At 57.3% G+C, this 20,711-nt stretch carries 20 protein-coding genes and 1 other RNA gene; 14 read left to right on the top strand and 7 right to left on the bottom strand.

Going from position 1 to position 20,711, the window contains the following annotated elements; genetic code table 11:
- Positions 1-14: 14 nt before the first annotated feature.
- The 3 genes from IM294_RS05235 to zapA form a co-directional block, all read right to left on the bottom strand.
- Positions 15-611, bottom strand: a complete 597-nt coding sequence (locus IM294_RS05235) for a 5-formyltetrahydrofolate cyclo-ligase (protein WP_063155132.1) — start codon at positions 609-611, stop codon at positions 15-17.
- 24 nt (positions 612-635) lie between these two features.
- Positions 636-819, bottom strand: a non-coding RNA gene (ssrS, locus tag IM294_RS05230) — 6S RNA.
- A gap of 41 nt (positions 820-860) precedes the next feature.
- Positions 861-1,190, bottom strand: a complete 330-nt coding sequence (gene zapA / locus IM294_RS05225; protein WP_006811891.1) for a cell division protein ZapA — start codon at positions 1,188-1,190, stop codon at positions 861-863.
- Positions 1,191-1,357: 167 nt separating this feature from the next.
- On the opposite strand from zapA, the gene IM294_RS05220 reads away from it, so the two are divergent.
- The 8 genes from IM294_RS05220 to IM294_RS05185 all read left to right on the top strand — a co-directional run bounded on the left by IM294_RS05220 (position 1,358) and on the right by IM294_RS05185 (position 11,380).
- Complete coding sequence (locus IM294_RS05220) at positions 1,358-1,936, top strand: YecA family protein (RefSeq protein ID WP_028014333.1); 579 nt, start codon at positions 1,358-1,360, stop codon at positions 1,934-1,936.
- Positions 1,937-1,967: 31 nt separating this feature from the next.
- Positions 1,968-3,281 (top strand): Xaa-Pro aminopeptidase, encoded by a 1,314-nt coding sequence (gene pepP, locus IM294_RS05215; protein WP_126817386.1) that lies wholly within the window; start codon positions 1,968-1,970, stop codon positions 3,279-3,281.
- Positions 3,278-4,456, top strand: coding sequence for a 2-octaprenyl-6-methoxyphenyl hydroxylase (gene ubiH / locus IM294_RS05210; protein WP_041908350.1), 1,179 nt, complete (start codon positions 3,278-3,280; stop codon positions 4,454-4,456). Before pepP ends, ubiH begins: the two co-directional genes overlap by 4 nt.
- Before the next feature lie 12 nt (positions 4,457-4,468).
- Positions 4,469-5,671 carry an FAD-dependent 2-octaprenylphenol hydroxylase gene (gene ubiI, locus IM294_RS05205; RefSeq protein WP_126817207.1) on the top strand — a complete coding sequence of 401 codons (1,203 nt, stop codon included), beginning with the start codon at positions 4,469-4,471 and terminating at the stop codon, positions 5,669-5,671.
- 397 nt (positions 5,672-6,068) lie between these two features.
- On the top strand, positions 6,069-7,163 hold the full coding sequence (gcvT, locus tag IM294_RS05200) for a glycine cleavage system aminomethyltransferase GcvT (protein WP_126817209.1): 1,095 nt from the start codon (positions 6,069-6,071) through the stop codon (positions 7,161-7,163).
- Positions 7,164-7,186: 23 nt separating this feature from the next.
- The gene (gene gcvH / locus IM294_RS05195; RefSeq protein ID WP_008499718.1) at positions 7,187-7,576 is read left to right on the top strand and encodes a glycine cleavage system protein GcvH; all 390 of its coding nucleotides are present in this window, start codon (positions 7,187-7,189) and stop codon (positions 7,574-7,576) included.
- A 118-nt stretch (positions 7,577-7,694) separates the two neighbouring features.
- A complete protein-coding gene (gene gcvP, locus IM294_RS05190; RefSeq protein WP_193360308.1) occupies positions 7,695-10,568 on the top strand; it encodes an aminomethyl-transferring glycine dehydrogenase in 2,874 nt (957 codons plus the stop codon).
- Positions 10,569-10,636: 68 nt separating this feature from the next.
- Complete coding sequence (locus IM294_RS05185) at positions 10,637-11,380, top strand: SDR family oxidoreductase (RefSeq protein ID WP_028014327.1); 744 nt, start codon at positions 10,637-10,639, stop codon at positions 11,378-11,380.
- Between the two features lie 51 nt (positions 11,381-11,431).
- Here the strand turns inward: IM294_RS05185 and bglA are convergent, their stop codons facing one another.
- Complete coding sequence (bglA, locus tag IM294_RS05180) at positions 11,432-12,865, bottom strand: 6-phospho-beta-glucosidase BglA (protein ID WP_126817213.1); 1,434 nt, start codon at positions 12,863-12,865, stop codon at positions 11,432-11,434.
- Positions 12,866-12,981: 116 nt separating this feature from the next.
- Positions 12,982-13,713: a MurR/RpiR family transcriptional regulator gene (locus IM294_RS05175; RefSeq protein WP_126817388.1), complete on the bottom strand. Its 732-nt coding sequence runs from the start codon at positions 13,711-13,713 to the stop codon at positions 12,982-12,984.
- Between the two features lie 265 nt (positions 13,714-13,978).
- Here IM294_RS05175 and IM294_RS05170 point away from each other — a divergent pair, with 265 nt between their 5' ends.
- On the top strand, positions 13,979-14,638 hold the full coding sequence (locus IM294_RS05170) for a hemolysin III family protein (protein WP_126817215.1): 660 nt from the start codon (positions 13,979-13,981) through the stop codon (positions 14,636-14,638).
- 87 nt (positions 14,639-14,725) lie between these two features.
- Here the strand turns inward: IM294_RS05170 and ygfZ are convergent, their stop codons facing one another.
- Positions 14,726-15,706, bottom strand: a complete 981-nt coding sequence (gene ygfZ, locus IM294_RS05165) for a tRNA-modifying protein YgfZ (protein ID WP_126817217.1) — start codon at positions 15,704-15,706, stop codon at positions 14,726-14,728.
- A gap of 294 nt (positions 15,707-16,000) precedes the next feature.
- On the opposite strand from ygfZ, the gene sdhE reads away from it, so the two are divergent.
- Together sdhE and IM294_RS05155 are read left to right on the top strand one after the other, a co-directional pair.
- Positions 16,001-16,267, top strand: coding sequence for an FAD assembly factor SdhE (sdhE, locus tag IM294_RS05160; RefSeq protein WP_010435322.1), 267 nt, complete (start codon positions 16,001-16,003; stop codon positions 16,265-16,267).
- The gene (locus IM294_RS05155) at positions 16,248-16,658 is read left to right on the top strand and encodes a protein YgfX (protein WP_028014322.1); all 411 of its coding nucleotides are present in this window, start codon (positions 16,248-16,250) and stop codon (positions 16,656-16,658) included. Before sdhE ends, IM294_RS05155 begins: the two co-directional genes overlap by 20 nt.
- Before the next feature lie 6 nt (positions 16,659-16,664).
- Here the strand turns inward: IM294_RS05155 and fldB are convergent, their stop codons facing one another.
- The gene (fldB, locus tag IM294_RS05150) at positions 16,665-17,186 is read right to left on the bottom strand and encodes a flavodoxin FldB (protein ID WP_041908355.1); all 522 of its coding nucleotides are present in this window, start codon (positions 17,184-17,186) and stop codon (positions 16,665-16,667) included.
- Between the two features lie 101 nt (positions 17,187-17,287).
- On the opposite strand from fldB, the gene xerD reads away from it, so the two are divergent.
- From xerD to recJ, 3 genes are read left to right on the top strand one after another with little or no spacing between them, the layout of a single operon-like run.
- A complete protein-coding gene (gene xerD, locus IM294_RS05145) occupies positions 17,288-18,184 on the top strand; it encodes a site-specific tyrosine recombinase XerD (RefSeq protein WP_028014320.1) in 897 nt (298 codons plus the stop codon).
- 28 nt (positions 18,185-18,212) lie between these two features.
- Positions 18,213-18,926 (top strand): bifunctional protein-disulfide isomerase/oxidoreductase DsbC, encoded by a 714-nt coding sequence (dsbC, locus tag IM294_RS05140; protein WP_028014319.1) that lies wholly within the window; start codon positions 18,213-18,215, stop codon positions 18,924-18,926.
- 5 nt (positions 18,927-18,931) lie between these two features.
- The gene (recJ, locus tag IM294_RS05135) at positions 18,932-20,665 is read left to right on the top strand and encodes a single-stranded-DNA-specific exonuclease RecJ (protein WP_048998789.1); all 1,734 of its coding nucleotides are present in this window, start codon (positions 18,932-18,934) and stop codon (positions 20,663-20,665) included.
- Positions 20,666-20,711 lie beyond the last annotated feature (46 nt).

Raw genomic sequence — 20,711 nt, 5'->3', positions numbered from 1 at the left:
CACCCGGCTTTATGCTACCAAAGCCACGTTTTACCTGGCGTTACCACCGCAGGCAGCGGAATATCCCATTTCTCCACCGGCAAGGCTTCTACAGCCTGGCAATCATGCGCATACCCCACCGGCTGCAACCCGTACTGCTGCCAGTTTTGCAGCGTCCTGTCGTAAAAACCGCCGCCCATACCTAAGCGCTGTCCTTGTTCATCAAACGCCACCAGCGGCGTAATCAGCACGTCCAGCTGTGACAGCGGGAGTACGTCGCGCACGTCGAGTTTCGGTTCGGTGATTTTCAGACGATTCACCACCAGCTCGCTGTGCGGATGGTAGTGCAGAAACAGCAGATTGCCCCGGCTGAACGGATGCAGTACCGGCAGGTAAACTTTTTTCCCGGCGCGCCAGAGCTGGTCGATCAGCGGCTGGGTGTCCAGTTCGCCGTCAAACGAGAGAAACAGCGCGACGGTGTTTGCCATCACCACGGGCGGATAGGCCATCATGCGGGCAGCGGCCTGCTGCGCAAAGTGTGCTTGTTGTTCAGACGTCAGGGCGCGACGACGCTGGCGAATGAGCTGACGGATGTCCTGGCGTGAAGCAGAAACTTCAGGGAATTGAGTCATGGTAGTCGGTAGAAGAAGAGAGAGGGAATCTCCGAGATGCCGCCGCAGGCTGTAACCCTTGAACCCTTGGTTCAAGGTGAATGTGTCGTCATAGTTTTAAGGCTTCTCGGACGAACCGAGCATGCTCACCAACCATGGAGCGCCACATTCTTGTGGTATGAAATATCGGCTCAGGGGACTGGCCCGCTTGCAAACATCTCAGAGAAATTTTGTCTTCACAGTTACTCTACCATAGTCAACTGCGAAGTGTTATTCAAACTTTGGTCCCGGTCTTTCGGGATTGCGACCTTGATCAAGCAACGCCTGTTCAATGGTCTGCTGGAGCATTTTAATGCGTTGCTCCATGCTGGCCGCGTAATCGCGGGTCTTCGCTTTTTCCTGAGTCAGTTCATAGCTGATGTTCAACGCGGCGATGAAAACCAGCTGCTCAGTATTTGTGACTCTAGTGCGTTCTTTTAGATCTTGCAACCGCTGATTCAAATCGTCCGCAGCCTGATTCAAAGCATCCCTTTGTTCAGGCGGACAATTCACTCGCAGTGAACGGCCAAAAATCTGGAGATCGACGGGTTGTGCAGACATGCCACCTTCCTGCTGATTGACTGCGCTGCCTTCGCTTACTGCCCCGGGGGCTGCGAAGGGGCGACACTATAGCTACCCTGATGTGAAGATACAAGCCCTTTTCTGGTATCACCAGGGTCCAAAGTGGTAGCATATCATGAATATCCTCCCTTTGATGACGAATGCGTATGTCTATACAGAACGAAATGCCTGGTTACAAGGATTTAAACCAGTTACTGAACCAGCAGGGAGTCGGTCTTACCCCTGCCGAAATGCACGGTCTGATCAGCGGCATACTGTGCGGCGGAAACAGCGACAGCTCATGGCAGCCGCTGATCCACGACCTCACCAACGAAGGGCTGGCGTTTGGCCACGAACTGGCGGAAGCGCTGCGAAAAATGCACGCGGCAACCAGCGATTCGCTGGAAGACGATGGCTTCCTTTTTCAGCTTTATCTGCCTGAAGGCGACGATGTCAGCGTCTTCGATCGCGCCGATGCGCTCGCGGGGTGGGTAAACCACTATCTGCTTGGCCTGGGCGTCACCCAGCCTAAGCTTGATAAAGTCACCGGCGAAGCGGGTGAAGCGATTGACGATCTGCGCAACATCGCCCAGCTTGGCTACGATGAAGAGGAAGATCAGGAAGAGCTGGAAATGTCTCTCGAAGAGATCATCGAGTACGTGCGCGTGGCGGCGCTGCTGTGCCACGACAACTTTACGCGCTCGCAGCCGACCGCGCCGGAAGTTCGCAAGCCAACCTTACATTAAGAAAAATAACGCACAGGAGGGTGTCATGGTTATCTCGCAACAAGAGTATTTGCGCCGTCGTCAGGCGCTGCTGGCAAATATGCAGCCGGGAAGCGCGGCGCTGATTTTTGCCGCGCCGGAAGTGACGCGCAGCGCCGACAGCGAATACCCCTATCGCCAGAGCAGCGATTTCTGGTACTTCACCGGCTTCAACGAGCCGGAAGCGGTGCTGGTGCTGATTAAGAGCAATGACACCCACAACCACAGCGTGATTTTCAACCGCGTACGAGACTTAACCGCTGAGATCTGGTTTGGCCGCCGCTTAGGGCAAGAGGCCGCCCCGGAAAAGCTGGGCGTTGACCGCGCGCTGGCGTTTAGCGAAATCAACCAGCAGCTCTATCAGCTGCTTAATGGCCTCGACGTGCTCTACCACGCGCAGGGCGAATACGCCTACGCCGATGAGATTGTTTTCAACGCGCTGGAAAAACTGCGTAAAGGCTCGCGGCAGAACCTGTCCGCGCCCGCCACCCTCACGGACTGGCGTCCGGTGGTGCACGAGATGCGTCTGTTCAAATCTGAAGAAGAGCTGAACGTGCTGCGCCGTGCGGGCGAAATCAGCGCCCTGGCGCACGCCCGCGCGATGGAGAAATGTCGTCCCGGAATGTTTGAATACCAGCTGGAAGGCGAAATTCACCACGAATTTAACCGCCACGGCGCGCGTTATCCCTCCTACAACACCATCGTTGGCGGCGGGGAAAACGGCTGCATTCTGCACTACACCGAAAACGAAAGCGCGCTGCGCGACGGCGATCTGGTGCTGATTGACGCCGGTTGCGAATATCAGGGCTACGCGGGCGACATCACGCGTACCTTCCCGGTGAACGGCAAGTTTTCGCCAGCGCAGCGGGCGATTTATGACATCGTTCTCGAATCTCTCGAGACGGCGCTGACGCTGTATCGCCCGGGCACCTCCATTCAGGAAGTGACCGGCGAGGTGGTGCGCATCATGATTACCGGGCTGGTTAAGCTTGGGATCCTCAAAGGGGATGTCGACACCCTGATTACCGAGAATGCTCACCGCCCGTACTTTATGCACGGCCTGAGCCACTGGCTGGGGCTAGACGTGCACGACGTGGGCGTGTACGGCCCTGAACGTTCGCGCGTGCTTGAACCGGGCATGGTGCTGACCGTCGAGCCGGGCCTGTACATCGCGCCGGATGCCGACGTGCCAGAGGAATACCGCGGAATTGGCATTCGTATTGAAGACGACATCGTCATCACCGAAACCGGCAACGAAAACCTGACCGCGAGCGTGGTGAAAAAAGCGGACGATATCGAGGCGCTGATGGCAGCGGCGCGCGTATGAGCGTGATTATCGTTGGCGGCGGCATGACTGGCGCCACGCTGGCGTTAGCCATCTCGCATTTGACGAAGGGGCAGCTTCCGGTGCATCTGGTTGAAGCCGTCGCGCCGCAGGCGAAGAATCACCCTGGGTTTGATTCCCGCGCCATTGCCCTGGCGCAGGGCACCTGCCAGCAGCTATCCCGCATTGGCATCTGGCAGGCCATCGCCGACTGCGCTACCGCCATTAATACCGTGCACGTAAGCGATCGCGGTCATGCCGGGTTTGTGACGCTGGATGCCCATGATTACCGTATTGACGCGCTGGGTCAGGTCGTTGAACTGCACGATATTGGCCTGCGCCTGTTCCGCCTGTTACAGGACGCGCCGGGCGTCACGTTGCACTGCCCGGCACGCGTTGCCAGCTTCACCCGCAGTGAAGACGCGGTCAGCGTAACGCTGGACAATGGCACCGTGCTTGACGGACAGCTTCTGGTGGCGGCTGACGGGTCGCGCTCGGCGCTCGGCACCCAGTGCGGCGTAGAGTGGCGGCAGCAGCCTTACGGGCAGGTCGCGGTCATCGCGAACGTCTCGACCGCAGCAGAACACAACGGCCGGGCGTTTGAGCGCTTCACCCAGCACGGCCCGCTGGCGATGCTGCCGATGACGGGCGGGCGCTGCTCGCTGGTCTGGTGCCACCCGCAGGAAAAGGCCGAAGAGGTTAAATCCTGGTCCGACGAACGTTTTTGTACCGAGCTGCAGAAAGCCTTTGGCTGGCGGCTGGGGCGTATTACCCATGCCGGGAAACGTGCGGTCTATCCACTGTCGTTAACCACGGCATCACAGTCTGTTTCTCACCGCGTGGCGCTGGTCGGCAACGCGGCGCAAACCCTCCACCCCATCGCCGGTCAGGGCTTTAACCTTGGCCTGCGGGATGTGATGAGCCTGGCCGAAACGCTTTCGCAGGCGTGGAGCGAACAAAAAGACTGTGGCGCTTATCCGGTGCTAAGCCATTACCAGACGCGACGTCAGGCCGATAAAGAGGCGACAATTGGCGTCACCGATGGTTTAGTCCATCTCTTTGCCAATCGCTGGGCGCCGCTGGTTGTTGGTCGCAACCTCGGGCTGATGGCGATGGAACTGTTCATTCCGGCACGTGACGTGCTGGCGCAGCGGACCCTGGGTTGGGTCGCGCGTTAAGGAGTTATCACTGTGCAAAATGTTGATGTTGCCATCGTTGGCGGCGGAATGGTTGGGCTGGCGCTGGCCTGTGGATTAAAGGGCAGCGGCCTGCGCGTGGCCGTGCTGGAGCAAAAGCAGCCCCAGCCTGTCGCATCAGATGCCCCGCCGGAACTCCGCGTGTCGGCGATTAACGCGGCCAGCGAAAAGCTTTTGACGCGTCTCGGCGTCTGGTCAGATATCGTCGCCCAGCGCGCCAGCTGCTATCACGGCATGGAAGTGTGGGACAAAGACAGCTTTGGCCATATTGCCTTTGATGATGAAAGCATGGGCTATAGCCATCTGGGGCACATCGTTGAAAACGCGGTGATCCACCACGCGCTGTGGCAGAAAGCAGAGCAGTGCAGCGACGTGACGCTGGTTGCGCCTGCGCAGATCCAGCAGGTGGCATGGGGCGAAAACGAGGCGTTTATCACCCTGCAAAGCGGCGACATGCTGACCGCGCGTCTGGTGGTCGGTGCCGACGGCGCTAACTCCTGGCTGCGCAACAAGGCCGATATCCCGCTGACGTACTGGGATTACCGCCATCATGCGATGGTGGCAACGATCCGTACTGAAGAGCCGCACGGCGGCGTTGCGCGGCAGATTTTCCACAACGACGGCATACTGGCGTTTCTGCCGCTTGCCGATCCGCACCTGTGCTCGATTGTCTGGTCCCTGGTGCCGGAGAAAGCGCAGCAGATGCAGGATGCGACGCCGGAGGCCTTTAACCAGGCGCTGTGCGTGGCGTTTGATAACCGCCTTGGCCTGTGCACGCTTGAAAGCGAGCGGCTGGTTTTCCCGTTAACCGGCCGGTACGCGCGTCAGTTCGCCGCGCACCGTCTGGCGCTGGTGGGGGATGCGGCCCATACCATTCATCCGCTGGCCGGGCAGGGCGTTAACCTCGGCTTTATGGACGCGGCGGAACTGGTGGAAGAACTGCGTCGCCTGCACCGTGAAGGTAAAGATATCGGCCAGCATCTGTATCTGCGTCGCTACGAGCGCAGCCGCAAGCACAGTGCGGCGATGATGCTGGCAGGAATGCAGGGCTTCCGCGAGCTGTTTGCCGGGGCAAATCCGGCGAAAAAACTGCTGCGCGATATCGGCCTCAAGCTGGCCGACACCCTTCCCGGCGTCAAACCTCAACTTCTTCGTCAGGCAATGGGTCTTAACGATCTTCCCGACTGGTTACGCTAATCTCGATCCCCGTCACACTTTATTTTCCCGGCCTCTGCGCCGGGGAAATCCCCTCGTTTGAAATATTCTAATTCCACGCCATTTTTCGCATTAGTTATTCTCATGTCGTGATTTTTACGTGACGGAAATTCGGCCCGTTTTTCCGCACGAAATATCACCATGTGCTAAATCCTGTTAGATCATTGTTAATTTTGTGCGGGGTTAATCGCATTTTTCCAGTGAATAACTCTGTAGGCTTTTCAGCGTTTTTTGGTCATAAGCTAATGTGATGACCCGTTTTACCTTATGGTTAACCGCCGGTTTCGGTGGTAAGTTCAGGTAAAAGAGAACGTTTGCGTCGGCATTCGGGAACGAGGCCGATACCGGGTTTCACGGTGAATTTTTCAACGAGGACAAGATGGCTCAACAGACTCCTTTGTACGAACAACACGTGTTATGCGGCGCCCGCATGGTGGACTTCCATGGCTGGATGATGCCGCTGCACTACGGCTCGCAGATTGATGAGCACCACGCGGTGCGCACCGATGCCGGTATGTTCGACGTGTCCCACATGACGATTGTCGACCTGCGCGGTAGCCGCACCCGGGAGTTTTTGCGTTATCTGCTGGCAAACGACGTCGCCAAACTGAAGACGCCGGGTAAAGCGCTCTATACCGGCATGCTGAATGCCTCGGGCGGCGTGATTGATGACCTTATCGTCTACTACTTCACCGAAGATTTCTTCCGCCTCGTTGTAAACTCCGCCACCCGCGAAAAAGACCTCTCCTGGATCACCCAACACGCCGAACCTTATGCCATCGACATCACCGTCCGTGACGATCTGTCGCTGATCGCCGTGCAGGGACCAAACGCGCAGGCAAAAGCCGCCTCTCTCTTTAACGACGAGCAGCGCACCGCCACCGAAGGCATGAAGCCGTTCTTCGGCGTGCAGGCGGGGGATCTGTTTATCGCCACCACCGGCTATACCGGTGAAGCGGGCTACGAAATTGCGATGCCGAACGAGAAAGCTGCCGATTTCTGGCGTGCGCTGGTAGAAGCGGGCGTGAAGCCTGCGGGCCTGGGCGCGCGCGATACGCTGCGTCTGGAAGCGGGCATGAACCTCTACGGTCAGGAAATGGATGAAGGCGTCTCTCCGCTGGCGGCCAACATGGGCTGGACCATCGCGTGGGAACCGGCTGACCGTGATTTTATTGGCCGTGAAGCGCTGGAGATGCAGCGCGAGAAGGGCACCGAACAGCTGGTGGGACTGGTGATGAAGGAAAAAGGCGTGCTGCGCGGCGAGCTGCCGGTGCGCTTTACCGATGCTGACGGCAATCATCGCGAAGGCGTGATCACCAGCGGAACCTTCTCTCCGACGCTGGGCTACAGTATTGCACTGGCACGCGTGCCGGCAGGCATTGGCGACACGGCGGTAGTGCAAATCCGCAACCGCGAAATGCCGGTCAACGTGACCAAACCGATTTTTGTTCGCGCCGGTAAGCCGGTCGCCTAACTATTTTTATCAGGAGAACTTCAATGAGCAATGTGCCAGCAGAACTGAAATACAGCAAAGAACACGAGTGGCTGCGCAAAGAGGCGGACGGCACTTACACCGTCGGGATCACCGAGCACGCGCAGGAGCTGCTGGGCGACATGGTGTTTGTTGACCTGCCTGACGTGGGCACGACCGTTAGCGCGGGCGACGACTGCGCCGTGGCGGAGTCCGTAAAAGCGGCGTCTGACATCTACGCACCGGTAAGCGGTGAGATTGTTGCGGTCAACGACGCGCTGAGCGATTCGCCAGAGCTGGTCAACAGCGAGCCTTATGAAGGCGGCTGGATCTTCAAGATCAAAGCCAGCGACGAATCGCAAGTTGCCGCGCTGCTGGATGCAACCGCGTACGAAGCACTACTGGAAGACGAATAACGTTGTGCCGGATGGCGCTGCGCTTATCCGGCTTACCGGGCCCGGTAAGCGGTAGCGCCACCGGGCAACAGCGTTACAGATAACTACGATTCACTGCACGTATCAGGAACCATCGCTCATGACACAGACTTTAAGCCAGCTTGAAAACCGTGGCGCCTTCATTGAACGTCACATTGGGCCGGATGCTCAGCAACAGCAGGAGATGCTGAAGACGGTTGGCGCGGATTCATTAGACGCACTGATCGGCCAGATTGTGCCAAAAGACATCCAGCTTGCCACGCCGCCTCAGATAGGGGATGCCACCACGGAGTTCGCCGCGCTGGCGGAGCTGAAGGCTATTGCAGGCCTCAACAAGCGCTATAAGTCTTACATTGGCATGGGCTACACCAACGTGCAGTTACCGCCGGTTATCCTGCGCAACATGCTGGAAAACCCGGGCTGGTACACCGCTTACACCCCTTATCAGCCAGAAGTCTCCCAGGGGCGTCTGGAAGCGCTGCTGAACTTCCAGCAGGTGACGCTGGATCTGACCGGTATGGATATCGCTTCCGCCTCTCTGCTGGATGAAGCGACCGCCGCTGCCGAAGCGATGGCGATGGCAAAACGCGTAAGCAAGCTGAAAAATGCTAACCGCTTCTTCGTGGCGGCGGACGTGCATCCCCAGACGCTGGACGTGGTGCGCACCCGTGCAGAAACCTTCGGTTTTGAGGTGATCGTCGACGACGCCGACAAAGTGCTGGATCACCAGGACGTCTTCGGCGTGCTGCTGCAGCAGGTGGGTACCACCGGCGAAGTTCACGACTACGGCGCGCTGATTGCCGAGCTGAAATCCCGCAAAGTGGTTGTCAGCGTTGCCGCCGATTTTATGGCGCTGGTGCTGCTGACGGCGCCGGGCAAACAGGGCGCGGATATTGTATTCGGCTCCGCGCAGCGCTTCGGCGTGCCGATGGGCTACGGCGGCCCGCACGCGGCGTTCTTCGGCGCGAAAGATGAATTCAAACGCTCCATGCCAGGCCGTATCATTGGCGTGTCAAAAGATGCTGCCGGTAATACCGCGTTGCGCATGGCGATGCAGACCCGCGAGCAGCATATCCGCCGCGAGAAAGCGAACTCCAACATCTGTACTTCCCAGGTACTGCTGGCAAACATCGCCAGCCTGTATGCGGTATTCCACGGTCCGGCTGGCCTGAAGCGCATTGCCAGCCGCATTCACCGCCTGGCCGATATTCTGGCCTGCGGCCTACAGCAGAAGGGCCTCAAGCTGCGCCACGCGCACTACTTCGACACCCTGTGCGTGGAAGTGGCAGACAAAGCCGCCGTGCTGGCGCGCGCGAATGCAGCAGAAATCAACCTGCGCAGCGACATCCACAACGCGGTCGGCATTACGCTGGATGAAAGCACCACTCGCGACGATATCCTGAGCCTGTTCAGCGTGTTGCTGGGCGACGCACACGGTCTGGACGTTGATACGCTCGACAAAGAGGTCGCGCTCGACAGCCGCTCCATTCAGGAAAGCATGCTGCGCAATGACGCGATCCTGACTCACCCGGTGTTCAATCGCTATCACAGCGAAACCGAGATGATGCGCTATATGCACTCTCTGGAGCGCAAGGATCTGGCGCTGAACCAGGCGATGATCCCGCTGGGCTCCTGCACCATGAAGCTGAACGCTGCGGCAGAGATGATCCCGATTACCTGGCCTGAATTCTCCGAACTGCACCCGTTCTGCCCGCCAGAACAGGCGGAAGGCTATCACATGATGATCAACCAGCTTTCAGACTGGCTGGTGAAGCTGACCGGTTACGACGCGCTCTGCATGCAGCCGAACTCCGGCGCACAGGGTGAATACGCGGGCCTGCTGGCGATCCGTCACTATCACGAAAGCCGTAACGAAGGTCACCGCGATATCTGCCTGATCCCAAGCTCCGCCCACGGCACCAACCCGGCCTCAGCCCAGATGGCGGGCATGGAAGTGGTGGTGGTCGCGTGCGATAAGAACGGCAACATCGATTTGGCCGACCTGCGTGCGAAAGCCGAGCAGGCGGGCGACAAGCTCTCCTGCATCATGGTGACCTACCCGTCCACCCACGGCGTGTACGAAGAGACCATCCGTGAAGTGTGCGAAGTGGTGCACCAGTTTGGCGGTCAGGTATACCTCGACGGCGCGAACATGAACGCTCAGGTGGGCATTACCTCTCCGGGCTTTATCGGCGCGGACGTGTCGCACCTGAACCTGCATAAAACCTTCTGCATTCCGCACGGCGGTGGCGGCCCGGGCATGGGACCAATCGGCGTGAAAGCGCACCTGGCGCCGTTTGTGCCGGGCCACAGCGTGGTGCAGATTGAAGGCATGCTGACCCGTCAGGGCGCGGTCTCTGCGGCACCGTTCGGTAGCGCATCAATCCTGCCAATCAGCTGGATGTACATCCGCATGATGGGCGCGGAAGGGCTGAAGCAGGCGAGCCAGGTGGCTATTCTGAACGCCAACTACATTGCGACTCGCCTGAAGTCCGCCTTCCCGGTGCTCTATACCGGCCGCGACGGTCGCGTGGCGCATGAGTGCATTCTGGATATTCGTCCGCTGAAAGAGCAGACCGGCATCAGCGAGCTGGATATCGCCAAGCGTCTGATCGACTACGGCTTCCACGCACCAACCATGTCGTTCCCGGTTGCGGGGACGCTGATGGTGGAGCCGACCGAGTCTGAAAGCAAAGCCGAGCTGGACCGCTTTATCGACGCGATGCTGGCCATCCGCATGGAGATCGACCGCGTGCAGGACGGCGAATGGACGCTGGAAGATAACCCGCTGGTCAACGCCCCGCATACCCAGCACGAGATGGTGGCAGAGTGGAACCACGGTTACTCCCGCGAGCTGGCCGTCTTCCCGGCTGGCGTGGCAAACAAATACTGGCCGACCGTGAAGCGTCTTGATGACGTTTACGGCGACCGTAATCTGTTCTGCTCCTGCGTGCCGATGAGCGAATACCAGTAATTATTTGCCATACTGTAGGCCGGGTAAGCGTAAGCGCCACCCGGCTTTTTTTTATCTGGAGGTTGTGAATGGCAATTGCACTGGTCACCGGCGCGAGCCGGGGCATTGGGAAAGCCACCGCGCTGCAGCTGGCACGTGAAGGCTACACCGTGGCGGTGAACTATCACCACAACATTAAAGCCGCGACGGACGTTATCAATCAGATCGTTGAGGCCGGCGGTAAAGCGTTTGCCGTGCGTGCGGACATCAGCGATGAAGCTCAGGTGCTGGCGATGTTTGACAGCATCGATCGTGAAGGTGAGCCGCTTCGCGCGCTGGTCAATAATGCAGGCATTCTGTTTGAGCAATCCACCATCGAGAATCTGTCCGCAGAGCGCATTAACCGCGTGCTGGCGACCAACGTCACGGGTTACTTCCTCTGCTGTCGTGAAGCGGTGAAACGCATGTCCATCAAGCATGGCGGCAAGGGCGGGGCGATTGTGAATGTCTCTTCCGCCGCGTCTCGTCTGGGCGCGCCGGGTGAGTATGTCGATTACGCTGCTTCCAAAGGCGCGGTAGATTCGCTGACAACCGGGCTATCGCTGGAGGTGGCGGCGCAGGGCATTCGCGTGAACTGCGTGCGGCCTGGGCTGATTTATACCGATATCCATGCTTCCGGCGGAGAGCCGGGGCGAGTGGATCGTGTGAAATCGTTACTGCCGATGCAGCGCGGCGGCCAGCCGGAAGAGGTGGCGCAGGCGATTGTCTGGCTGCTGAGCGAGAAGGCGTCTTACGTGACGGGCAGTTTTATCGAGCTGGCTGGCGGGAAGTAAACCCCTCATGCTAACCCTCTCCCCAAAGGGGAGAGGGAACGGCGCCCGGCGTTAAAGTTTCTCGCCGTTGCTGGCAATCACGCCTTTATACCACTCGAAGCTCTTCTTACGGGAGCGCGACATGTCGCCCGTGCCGTCGTCGTGCTTGTTGACGTAGATAAAGCCGTAGCGCTTGCTGTACTGACCGGTGGTGAACGACACGCAGTCGATGCAGCCCCACGGCGTATAGCCCATCAGATCCACGCCATCATGCGTGACGGCTTTGATCATCTCTTCCACGTGGGCACGCAGGTAGTCGATGCGATAGTCATCGTTGATGCTGCCGTCTTCTTCCACCTTGTCGAAGGCACCGAACCCGTTCTCAACGATAAACAGCGGCTTCTGGTAACGCTCGTAAAGTTCGCACAGGGAATAGCGCAGGCCCACCGGGTCAATCTGCCAGCCCCAGTCGGACGCCTTCACGTGCGGGTTCGGCACGCTGCCTTCGAAGCCGGAAATGGCGTCACCTGTACCGCCTTCCGCCTTCACCGCGTTGGTCATGTAGTAGCTGAAGCCTAAGTAGTCGCAGGTACCTTCACGCAGGATCTGCTCGTCGCCCGCCTCCATTTTGATGGAAAAGCCGCGGCGCTCCCACTCGTTCAGCACGTAGGACGGGTAGTAACCACGCAGTTGGACGTCGGTAAAGACATAGCGCTCGCGCATGGATTCCTGGGCGAACATCACGTCTTCCGGCTTGCAGGAGAACGGATAGAGCGCCACCATCGCCAGCATGCAGCCGACTTTCATCTCCGGGTTGATGCGGCGCGCGGCTTTCACCGCCAGGGCGCTGGCCATAAACTGGTGGTGCAGCACCTGGTACATGGTCTCTTCCGGGTTGTCATGTTCGGTGTAGACCACGCCCGAGCAGCAGTAGCCGAACAGCGGGGCGCGCCAGTTGCGCTGGTTGTTGATTTCGTTGAAGGTCATCCAGTATTTGACCTTGTGCTTGTAGCGCTCAAACACCACTTCCGCGAAGCGCACGAAGAAATCGACCACTTTGCGGTTGGTCCAGCTACCGTACTCCTGCACCAGGTGCAGCGGCATTTCGAAGTGGGAGAGGGTGATCACCGGTTCGATGTTGTACTTCAGCAGCTCATCGAACATGTCGTCGTAAAACTTCAGCCCTTCTTCGTTTGGCTGCGTTTCGTCACCTTTCGGGAAGATGCGCGTCCAGGCGATAGAGGTACGGAAACACTTGAAGCCCATCTCGGCAAATAGCTTGATGTCTTCTTTATAGTGGCCGTGGAAGTCGATGGCTTCGTGGTTTGGGTAGTATTTACCCGGCACCACCTCCTGCGTGATTTCGCGCGGCACGCCGTGTGCGCCGCCGGTCAGCACGTCGCAAATGCTTGGCCCTTTGCCGCCTTTGTTCCAGCCGCCTTCAACCTGATGAGCGGCAACCGCGCCGCCCCATAAAAAATCTTTCGGTAAGGTTATTTTTTTCATCGCTGCTATTCTCAATAAATGGCTTATTGGCATTGAGTCTAGCAAAGCGAAATTGAATGTCACGATATAACAATTTGCGAAAATTGTGATTTGTCACATCGAAAAAACAGGGTGTTTTATTCCGTCAGTTTTTTCGCCAGCTTGCGTCCGAGAGATTCCAGAATATAAATGACGGGAATTTGCGTGGTGATATCGTAGACGCCGCCAATTCGCGTCTGGGGAACGTGCCAGGAGAGATTAAAGTCCGCCAGTTTTGCCAGGCGCGAGTGCTCGTGGCTGGTGATAGAGAGCACCTTGCAGTGATGCAGGCTGAACTGGCTGGCGAAGCGCAGGATCTCCTCGGTTTCGCCCGAGACGGAGAGCACAATCGCCAGCGCATTTTTCGCCATATCATTGGTAACCGGGAAATAAGGGTCATCAATATGATTACTGAATTTACCAATATTTGAAAAGAAACGCGCGCCATATTTCGCCAGTGAGCCTGACGTGCCCGCCCCGACAAATATAATTCGCTCGGAAGACAAAATGATATTTACCGCGTCATTTAATAGCGCGTCGAACTCTTCATTATTCACGCTTTTAAAGAAGCTGATAATTTCGCTGACGCCGAAATTCGCCTGCTGGGGCTCGTTCTGCTCAAGATAGAGCTTAAAGCGCACGCGAAATTCAGAATACCCTTCGCAGTTGAGCTTGCGGCAAAAGCGCAGGATAGTGGTGGTTGAGACGCCGGCCGCATCCGCCAGCTCGCGGATGGTCATGTACATCACTTTGTCCCGGTTTTTGATGACATAGTTGTAGACCATCATTTCCAGGTTATTGAGACTGGCAATGGCGGAGTGGGTGAACATACTCACAGTGGCAAAACTCTCATTCAGACCTCATTTATCCATCATATCATGCAGCCAGACGGCAGGAGCCAATTTTATGCCATTGATTAGTAACGCTTAAATTTTTATGTGAACAAATGTCAGGTGAATTGTTCATTTATGTTTTTGATTTTTATTATAAAAATTTACTTTAAAATTATTTTAGCTAACAGGTGTTCACTGGAATCATTCTCAGTTAGCATAGTCATGCGATGAATAATCATCTTTAGTTTTCCCGGAGTTTAGTATGGCGAGCAGACCATTAATCGCACAGGGATATTCGCTGGCTGAGGAAGTAGCCAACAGCATCAGCCATGGCATTGGCCTGGTGTTTGGGATTGTCGGTTTAGTGTTATTGCTGGTACAGGCGGTGGAAACCAATGCCAGCGCGATGGCTATTACCAGCTATAGCCTGTATGGCGGAAGTATGATCCTGCTGTTCCTGGCCTCGACGCTCTATCACGCGATTCCGCATCAGCGGGCCAAAATATGGCTTAAGAAATTTGACCACTGCGCTATCTATCTGCTGATTGCGGGTACCTATACGCCTTTCCTGCTGGTGGGGCTAAACTCACCGCTGTCGCGCGGCCTGATGATTGTTATCTGGAGCCTGGCGCTGCTGGGGATCCTGTTTAAGCTGACCATTGCGCACCGGTTTAAAGTGTTGTCGCTGGTCACCTATCTGACGATGGGCTGGCTGTCGCTGATTGTGGTGTATCAGCTGGCGATTAAGCTGGCGGTCGGCGGGGTAACGCTGCTGGCGGTGGGCGGTGTGGTCTACTCGCTGGGCGTTATTTTCTACGTCTGCAAGCGCATCCCATACAACCATGCCATCTGGCACGGCTTTGTGCTGGGCGGCAGCGTGTGCCACTTTTTGGCGATTTATTTGTACGTGGGGCAGGTTTAGTTTGTTGTCGGGTGGCGGCTTCGCCTTACCCGACCTGGATTTGCACCCGTAGGCCCGGTAAGCGCAGCGCCACCGGGCGATAGAGCATCACTCTTCCAGTGAATACGGTAGCGGCTCAATACTCAACGTATTCGCGTCGTCGCGCACGCGGAACACGCTGTCCGCTTCCATGTCGTTGTTCATTACAGCCTGTACCAAAAGACGGCCATCGTCCAGCTGGACTGCGGCTAACACGGTACCGGTGCGGCGCCAGTTGTCGCCCATCTTCAGTTCTAAGTCTTCACCTGCTTCCGGTACGCGGCTGGCATGGCCTGCCAGTGTCCACAACGCGCGTTTGTTTGCCCCACGGAATTTTGCACGCGCGACCATTTCCTGACCGGTGTAGCAGCCTTTTTTAAAGCTGATGCCCCCCAGCGCCTGCAGGTTAGTTGCCTGAGGAATAAACTGCGCGCTGTTGGCTGCGTCAATTACCGGCAGACCCGCTTCGATGTTCAGCGCCAGCCACTGCTGGCTGTTGTTGAGCTGCGCTTCGCCGCACAGCGCCTCGGTCACGCGTTCGGCTGTTGCGGCATCCGTGACTAACAGGAAGCGCTCTGCCGGGTGTTCAAACCACAGGATGGAAGTCGCGCCCTCGCTGACCACCTGTTTTTCTGCATCCGGCAGTTCAGCAAACAGGTTTTTCAGCGCCGCACCCGCCTGGAAGCCCGCCACGCCCAGCAGAACATGTTCATCGTCCGGGGCGATGGTGACTTTGGAAAAGACCGCGTATTTTTTCAGTTCTTTGAGCTGCGCATCGCGCAGGCTGCGGCGCTCAATAAAGGCAAAACCGTCCTGACGGCGGAAGAGACGCAGGTTGCTCCACATTTTGCCCTTAGGATCGCAGTGCGCAGCCAGCAGATGCTGGTGTTCAGTCAACTGCGCAACATCCGCAGTCACCTGACCCTGCAAGTATTTTTCGGCGTCGGCGCCGGAGAGGGTTGCCAGCGCCCAGTCATCAAGAGAAATAAGCGTCAGCGGCAGACGCGCAGAGGCGGCGGGCTGGCGAGGAGAAAATGGTGTAAAGGCCATAACGGTATCCTGAATTGCTTAACGCTTTGATAATGCCTAATGGTAAAAGAGCCTGCAGGCATTGCAAGCGCTTTCAGCAGACCATTTGTGCCATAAACGGGTTATGCGTAGCGCTACGCAAAATAGTGTAATCCGCTGTCTATGTAGGGATTATTCTGGAAGCCAGCTCGTCAAACGCAATATTCCAGTAATGAAACGGTCAAAAACACGTTACACTAGCTGGTGTCCCCGTAGAGAAATTAAGAACAGAAAACGGGGTACCGACTGTGCCAAACGTAATGCAGGAAACTGAACATGGATATTAACAACAAGGCCCGTATTCACTGGGCATGCCGTCGCGGAATGCGTGAACTTGATATTTCCATCATGCCTTTCTTCGAATATGAGTACGACAGCTTAAGCGATGATGATAAGCGTCTGTTTGTTCGCCTGCTTGAGTCTGACGATCCGGATTTATTCAACTGGCTGATGAATCACGGCAAACCCGCCGACACCGAGTTGCAACGGATGGTGCAATTAATTCAAACACGGAATCGGGAACGTGGTCCTGTGGCAATCTGATCTTCGCGTCTCGTGGCGCTCGCAGTGGATGTCTTTATTGCTCCACGGCCTGGTTGCGGCCATCGTTTTACTCATGCCGTGGCCGCTCAGCTATACGCCGCTGTGGCTGCTATTACTTTCGTTTGTTGTTTTTGACAGCGTACGCAGCCAGCGTCGGATTAACGCGCGTCAGGGCGAGATTAAGCTGCTGATGGATTCCCGCCTGCGCTGGCAGGGAAAAGAGTGGGATATTCTCGGTGTGCCCTGGATGCTTAACGCCGGGATGATGTTACGGTTACGCAAAGTGGGGGGCGGACGTTGCCAGCACCTGTGGCTGGCGGCGGACAGTATGGACGCATCAGAATGGCGGGATCTGCGCCGGATGTTGCTGCAACAGCCGACGCAGGAGTAACGCGCGTTAGCTGAATTTTTCTGCCATTTCGCCGAGGATCTGCTCGCACCAGGCCTGCAGGCGCTCGTCGCTGAGATCGTACTGATTGGTTTCATCCAGCGCGAGCCCGACAAACAGCTCGCCGTCGGCAATAATCGGCTTTTTACTGGTGAATTCATACCCTTCGGTTGGCCAGTAGCCGATAAACGCCGCCCCTTTTGGTGCCAGCTTATCGTGCAGCATGCCGAGTGCGTCCAGGAACCATTCGCCGTAGCCTAACTGGTCACCCATGCCGTACATCGCAATAATTTTACCGTCGAAATTGACTGAATCGAGCTGATCCCAGATGGCTTCCCAGTCTTCCTGTATCTCACCAAAGTCCCAGGTTGGGATGCCCAGAATCAGCACATCGTATTGCTCCATCAAGGCGACCGAGTCATCTTTCAGGTTATGCAACGTCACCAGTTCCGGGCCAATGATGTCGCGAATTTTCTCCGCCGCCATTTCGGTGTAGCAGGTGCTGGAACCATAGAACAGACCAATATTCATCGCGTAACTATCTCAATTCTTGCTATGACTTTGCGCGTAGTGTACCAGAAACCGGTCGCAATCAGGCATAATGGCCTGACTGCAAAATCAAAGGGGCTGATGTGGAAAAGGATCTCGCACTCGTTGAACAGTTTCTCGACGCGCTGTGGCTGGAGAAAAATCTGGCCGAGAATACCCTCAGTGCCTACCGGCGCGATCTCACCATGCTGGTGGAGTGGCTGGCGCGTCGGGAGCTATCGCTTGCGAGCGCGCAAAGCGACGACCTGCAGGCGCTGCTCGCTGAACGCGTAGAAGGGGGGTACAAAGCCACCAGCTCTGCACGCTTGCTTAGCGCAATGCGTCGGCTTTTCCAGCATCTTTATCGGGAGAAGATTCGCGAAGACGATCCCAGCGCGCTGCTGGCGTCCCCGAAACTCCCGCAGCGGCTACCGAAAGATCTCAGCGAAGCACAAGTTGAGAGATTATTACAGTCACCGGCTGTTGACCTGCCGCTGGAGTTACGCGATAAAGCCATGCTTGAGCTATTGTATGCAACCGGCTTGCGCGTTTCGGAACTGGTTGGCCTGACGATGAGCGACATCAGCCTGCGTCAGGGCGTGGTGCGCGTCATCGGTAAAGGAAACAAGGAAAGGCTGGTTCCGCTGGGAGAAGAGGCGGTTTACTGGCTGGAGACGTATCTTGAGCATGGCCGCCCCTGGCTGCTCAATGGCGCGTCTATCGACGTCCTGTTTCCGAGCCAGCGCGCGCAGCAGATGACGCGACAAACGTTCTGGCATCGCATCAAGCATTACGCCACACTGGCGGGTATCGACAGTGAAAAGCTTTCGCCGCACGTATTGCGTCACGCCTTCGCGACGCATCTGTTAAACCACGGCGCAGATTTACGCGTGGTGCAGATGCTGCTGGGACACAGCGATCTTTCAACGACGCAAATTTACACCCATGTCGCGACGGAACGCCTGCGGCAGCTACACCAACAGCACCACCCTCGTGCGTGAGTGCCGACAAATTGTAACAGGATCAATTATGAAAAAGTCTTTCGTGCTGTTCACCCTGCTGGCAGCCTCATTTACCGGCTTCGCCCATGCGGATGACGCCGCCATCAAACAGTCTCTGGCTAAGCTTGGCGTCACCAGCAGCGACATCCAGCCTGCGCCGGTTGCCGGTATGAAAACCGTACTGACCAACAGCGGCGTGCTGTACGTCACCGAAGATGGCAAACACTTTATTCAGGGACCGCTGTACGACGTCAGCGGCGCGCAGCCGGTGAACGTCACCAACCAGCTGCTGATGAAAAACCTGAACGCGCTCGAAAAAGAGATGATCGTCTATAAAGCGGCGCAGGAAAAACATGTGATTACCGTCTTCACCGACATCACCTGTGGCTACTGCCACAAGCTGCATGAACAGATGAAAGACTATAACGCGCTGGGCATTACCGTGCGTTACCTGGCCTTCCCGCGCGCAGGCGTACAGAGCAAGCCAGAGCAGGACATGAAAGCGATCTGGTGTGCCAAAGACCGCAACAAAGCGTTTGATGACGCGATGAACGGTAAAGACGTTAAGCCTGCCTCCTGCGACATCGACATTGCTAACCACTACGCGCTGGGCGTGCAGTTTGGCGTGAGCGGTACGCCAGCGATTGTCCTGAGTAACGGCTATGTTGTTCCGGGCTATCAGGGACCGAAAGAGATGAAAGAGTTTCTCGACGCGCACCAGAAACAGTTTGGTGGTAAATAATTCGCGTGAAAGCCCCCATCAAATTGCGCCGCCGCGAGGCGGTTGAACACGTTGATTTACCGGACGATCTCCCGCCGCTGCTAAAGCGCCTCTACGCCAGCCGCGGCGTGCGCCGCGCAGAGGATCTTGAGCGCAGCGTGAAAGGGATGCTGCCCTGGCAGCAGCTGAACGGTATCGAGAAAGCTACCGAAATGCTCTACAACGCGCTGCGTGAGGGAACGCGCATTGTGGTGGTAGGGGATTTCGACGCCGACGGCGCAACCAGCACCGCCCTGAGCGTGCTCAGCCTGCGCGCGCTGGGCTGCGATAATGTCACCTATCTGGTGCCGAACCGCTTTGAAGACGGCTATGGCCTCAGCCCGGAGGTGGTCGATCAGGCCCATGCCCGCGGTGCGCAGATGATCATGACAGTAGACAACGGGATCTCCTCCCATGCGGGCGTCGAGCATGCTCACGCTTTGGGGATCCCGGTGCTGGTCACCGATCATCACCTGCCCGGCGATACGCTCCCCGCAGCAGAAGCGATTATTAACCCCAACCTGCGCGACTGCGATTTCCCGTCGAAATCCCTCGCCGGCGTGGGCGTGGCGTTTTATCTGATGCTGGCGTTGCGTACTCTCTTACGCGATAAGGGCTGGTTCGAATCCCGCGGCATTGCCGTTCCAAACCTGGCCGAATACCTCGACCTGGTGGCGCTGGGCACCGTGGCGGACGTGGTACCTCTTGATGCCAATAACCGCATTTTGACCTGGCAGGGCTTAAGCCGTATTCGCGCGGGCAAGTGCCGTCCCGGAATTAAGGCGCTGCTGGAGATTGCCAACCGCGATCCGCTTAAGCTGGCGGCAAGCGACCTGGGCTTTGCCCTCGGGCCGCGTCTGAACGCTGCCGGAAGGCTGGACGATATGTCCGTCGGCGTGGCGCTGCTGCTGTGCGACAACATCGGTGAAGCGCGCGTGCTGGCCAACGAGCTGGACGCCCTGAACCAGACCCGTAAAGAGATTGAGCAGGGGATGCAGGCCGAAGCGCTGACCCTGTGCGAAAAACTTGAGCGCAGCGGCGATACGCTGCCGGGCGGGCTGGCAATGTACCACCCCGAGTGGCATCAGGGCGTGGTCGGCATTCTGGCGTCGCGCATTAAAGAGCGCTTCCACCGCCCGGTGATCGCGTTTGCGCCTGCGGGTGACGGCACGCTGAAAGGCTCTGGCCGTTCGATTCAGGGGCTGCACATGCGCGATGCGCTGGAGCGTCTGGATACGCTTTACCCGGGTCTGATGATCAAGTTCGGCGGCCACGCGATGGCGGCAGGCTTGTCGCTGGAAGAGGCAAAGTTCGACGAGTTCCAGCGCCTGTTTGGCGAGCTGGTCACCGAGTGGATTGACCCGGCGCTGCTGCAGGGCGAAGTGGTCTCTGACGGTGAGCTGTCTGTCTCCGAAATGACGATGGAGGTCGCGCAGATGCTGCGCGATGCCGGTCCATGGGGGCAGATGTTCCCGGAACCGCTGTTCGACGGGCGATTCCGCCTGCTGCAGCAGCGTATCGTTGGCGAACGCCACCTGAAAGTGATGGTCGAGCCCGTGGGCGGCGGACCGCTGCTGGACGGCATCGCCTTCAACGTTGACACCTCCATCTGGCCGGACAACGGCGTGCGCGAGGTCGAGCTGGCGTACAAACTGGATATCAACGAGTTTCGCGGTAACCGCACCCTTCAGATCATCATCGACAATATCTGGCCAATTTAGCGGCAGTAATCTCTATAAAAAAGGGCGTGGATTCGGTACAATCCCG

Origin of the sequence: Enterobacter cloacae complex sp. P43RS, from assembly GCF_014930585.1 — a bacterium.
GTDB classification, from domain to species: domain Bacteria; phylum Pseudomonadota; class Gammaproteobacteria; order Enterobacterales; family Enterobacteriaceae; genus Enterobacter; species Enterobacter bugandensis.
The sequence above is the reverse complement of the archived record's forward strand: the minus strand, read 5'-3'. Positions and strand labels throughout refer to the sequence as shown.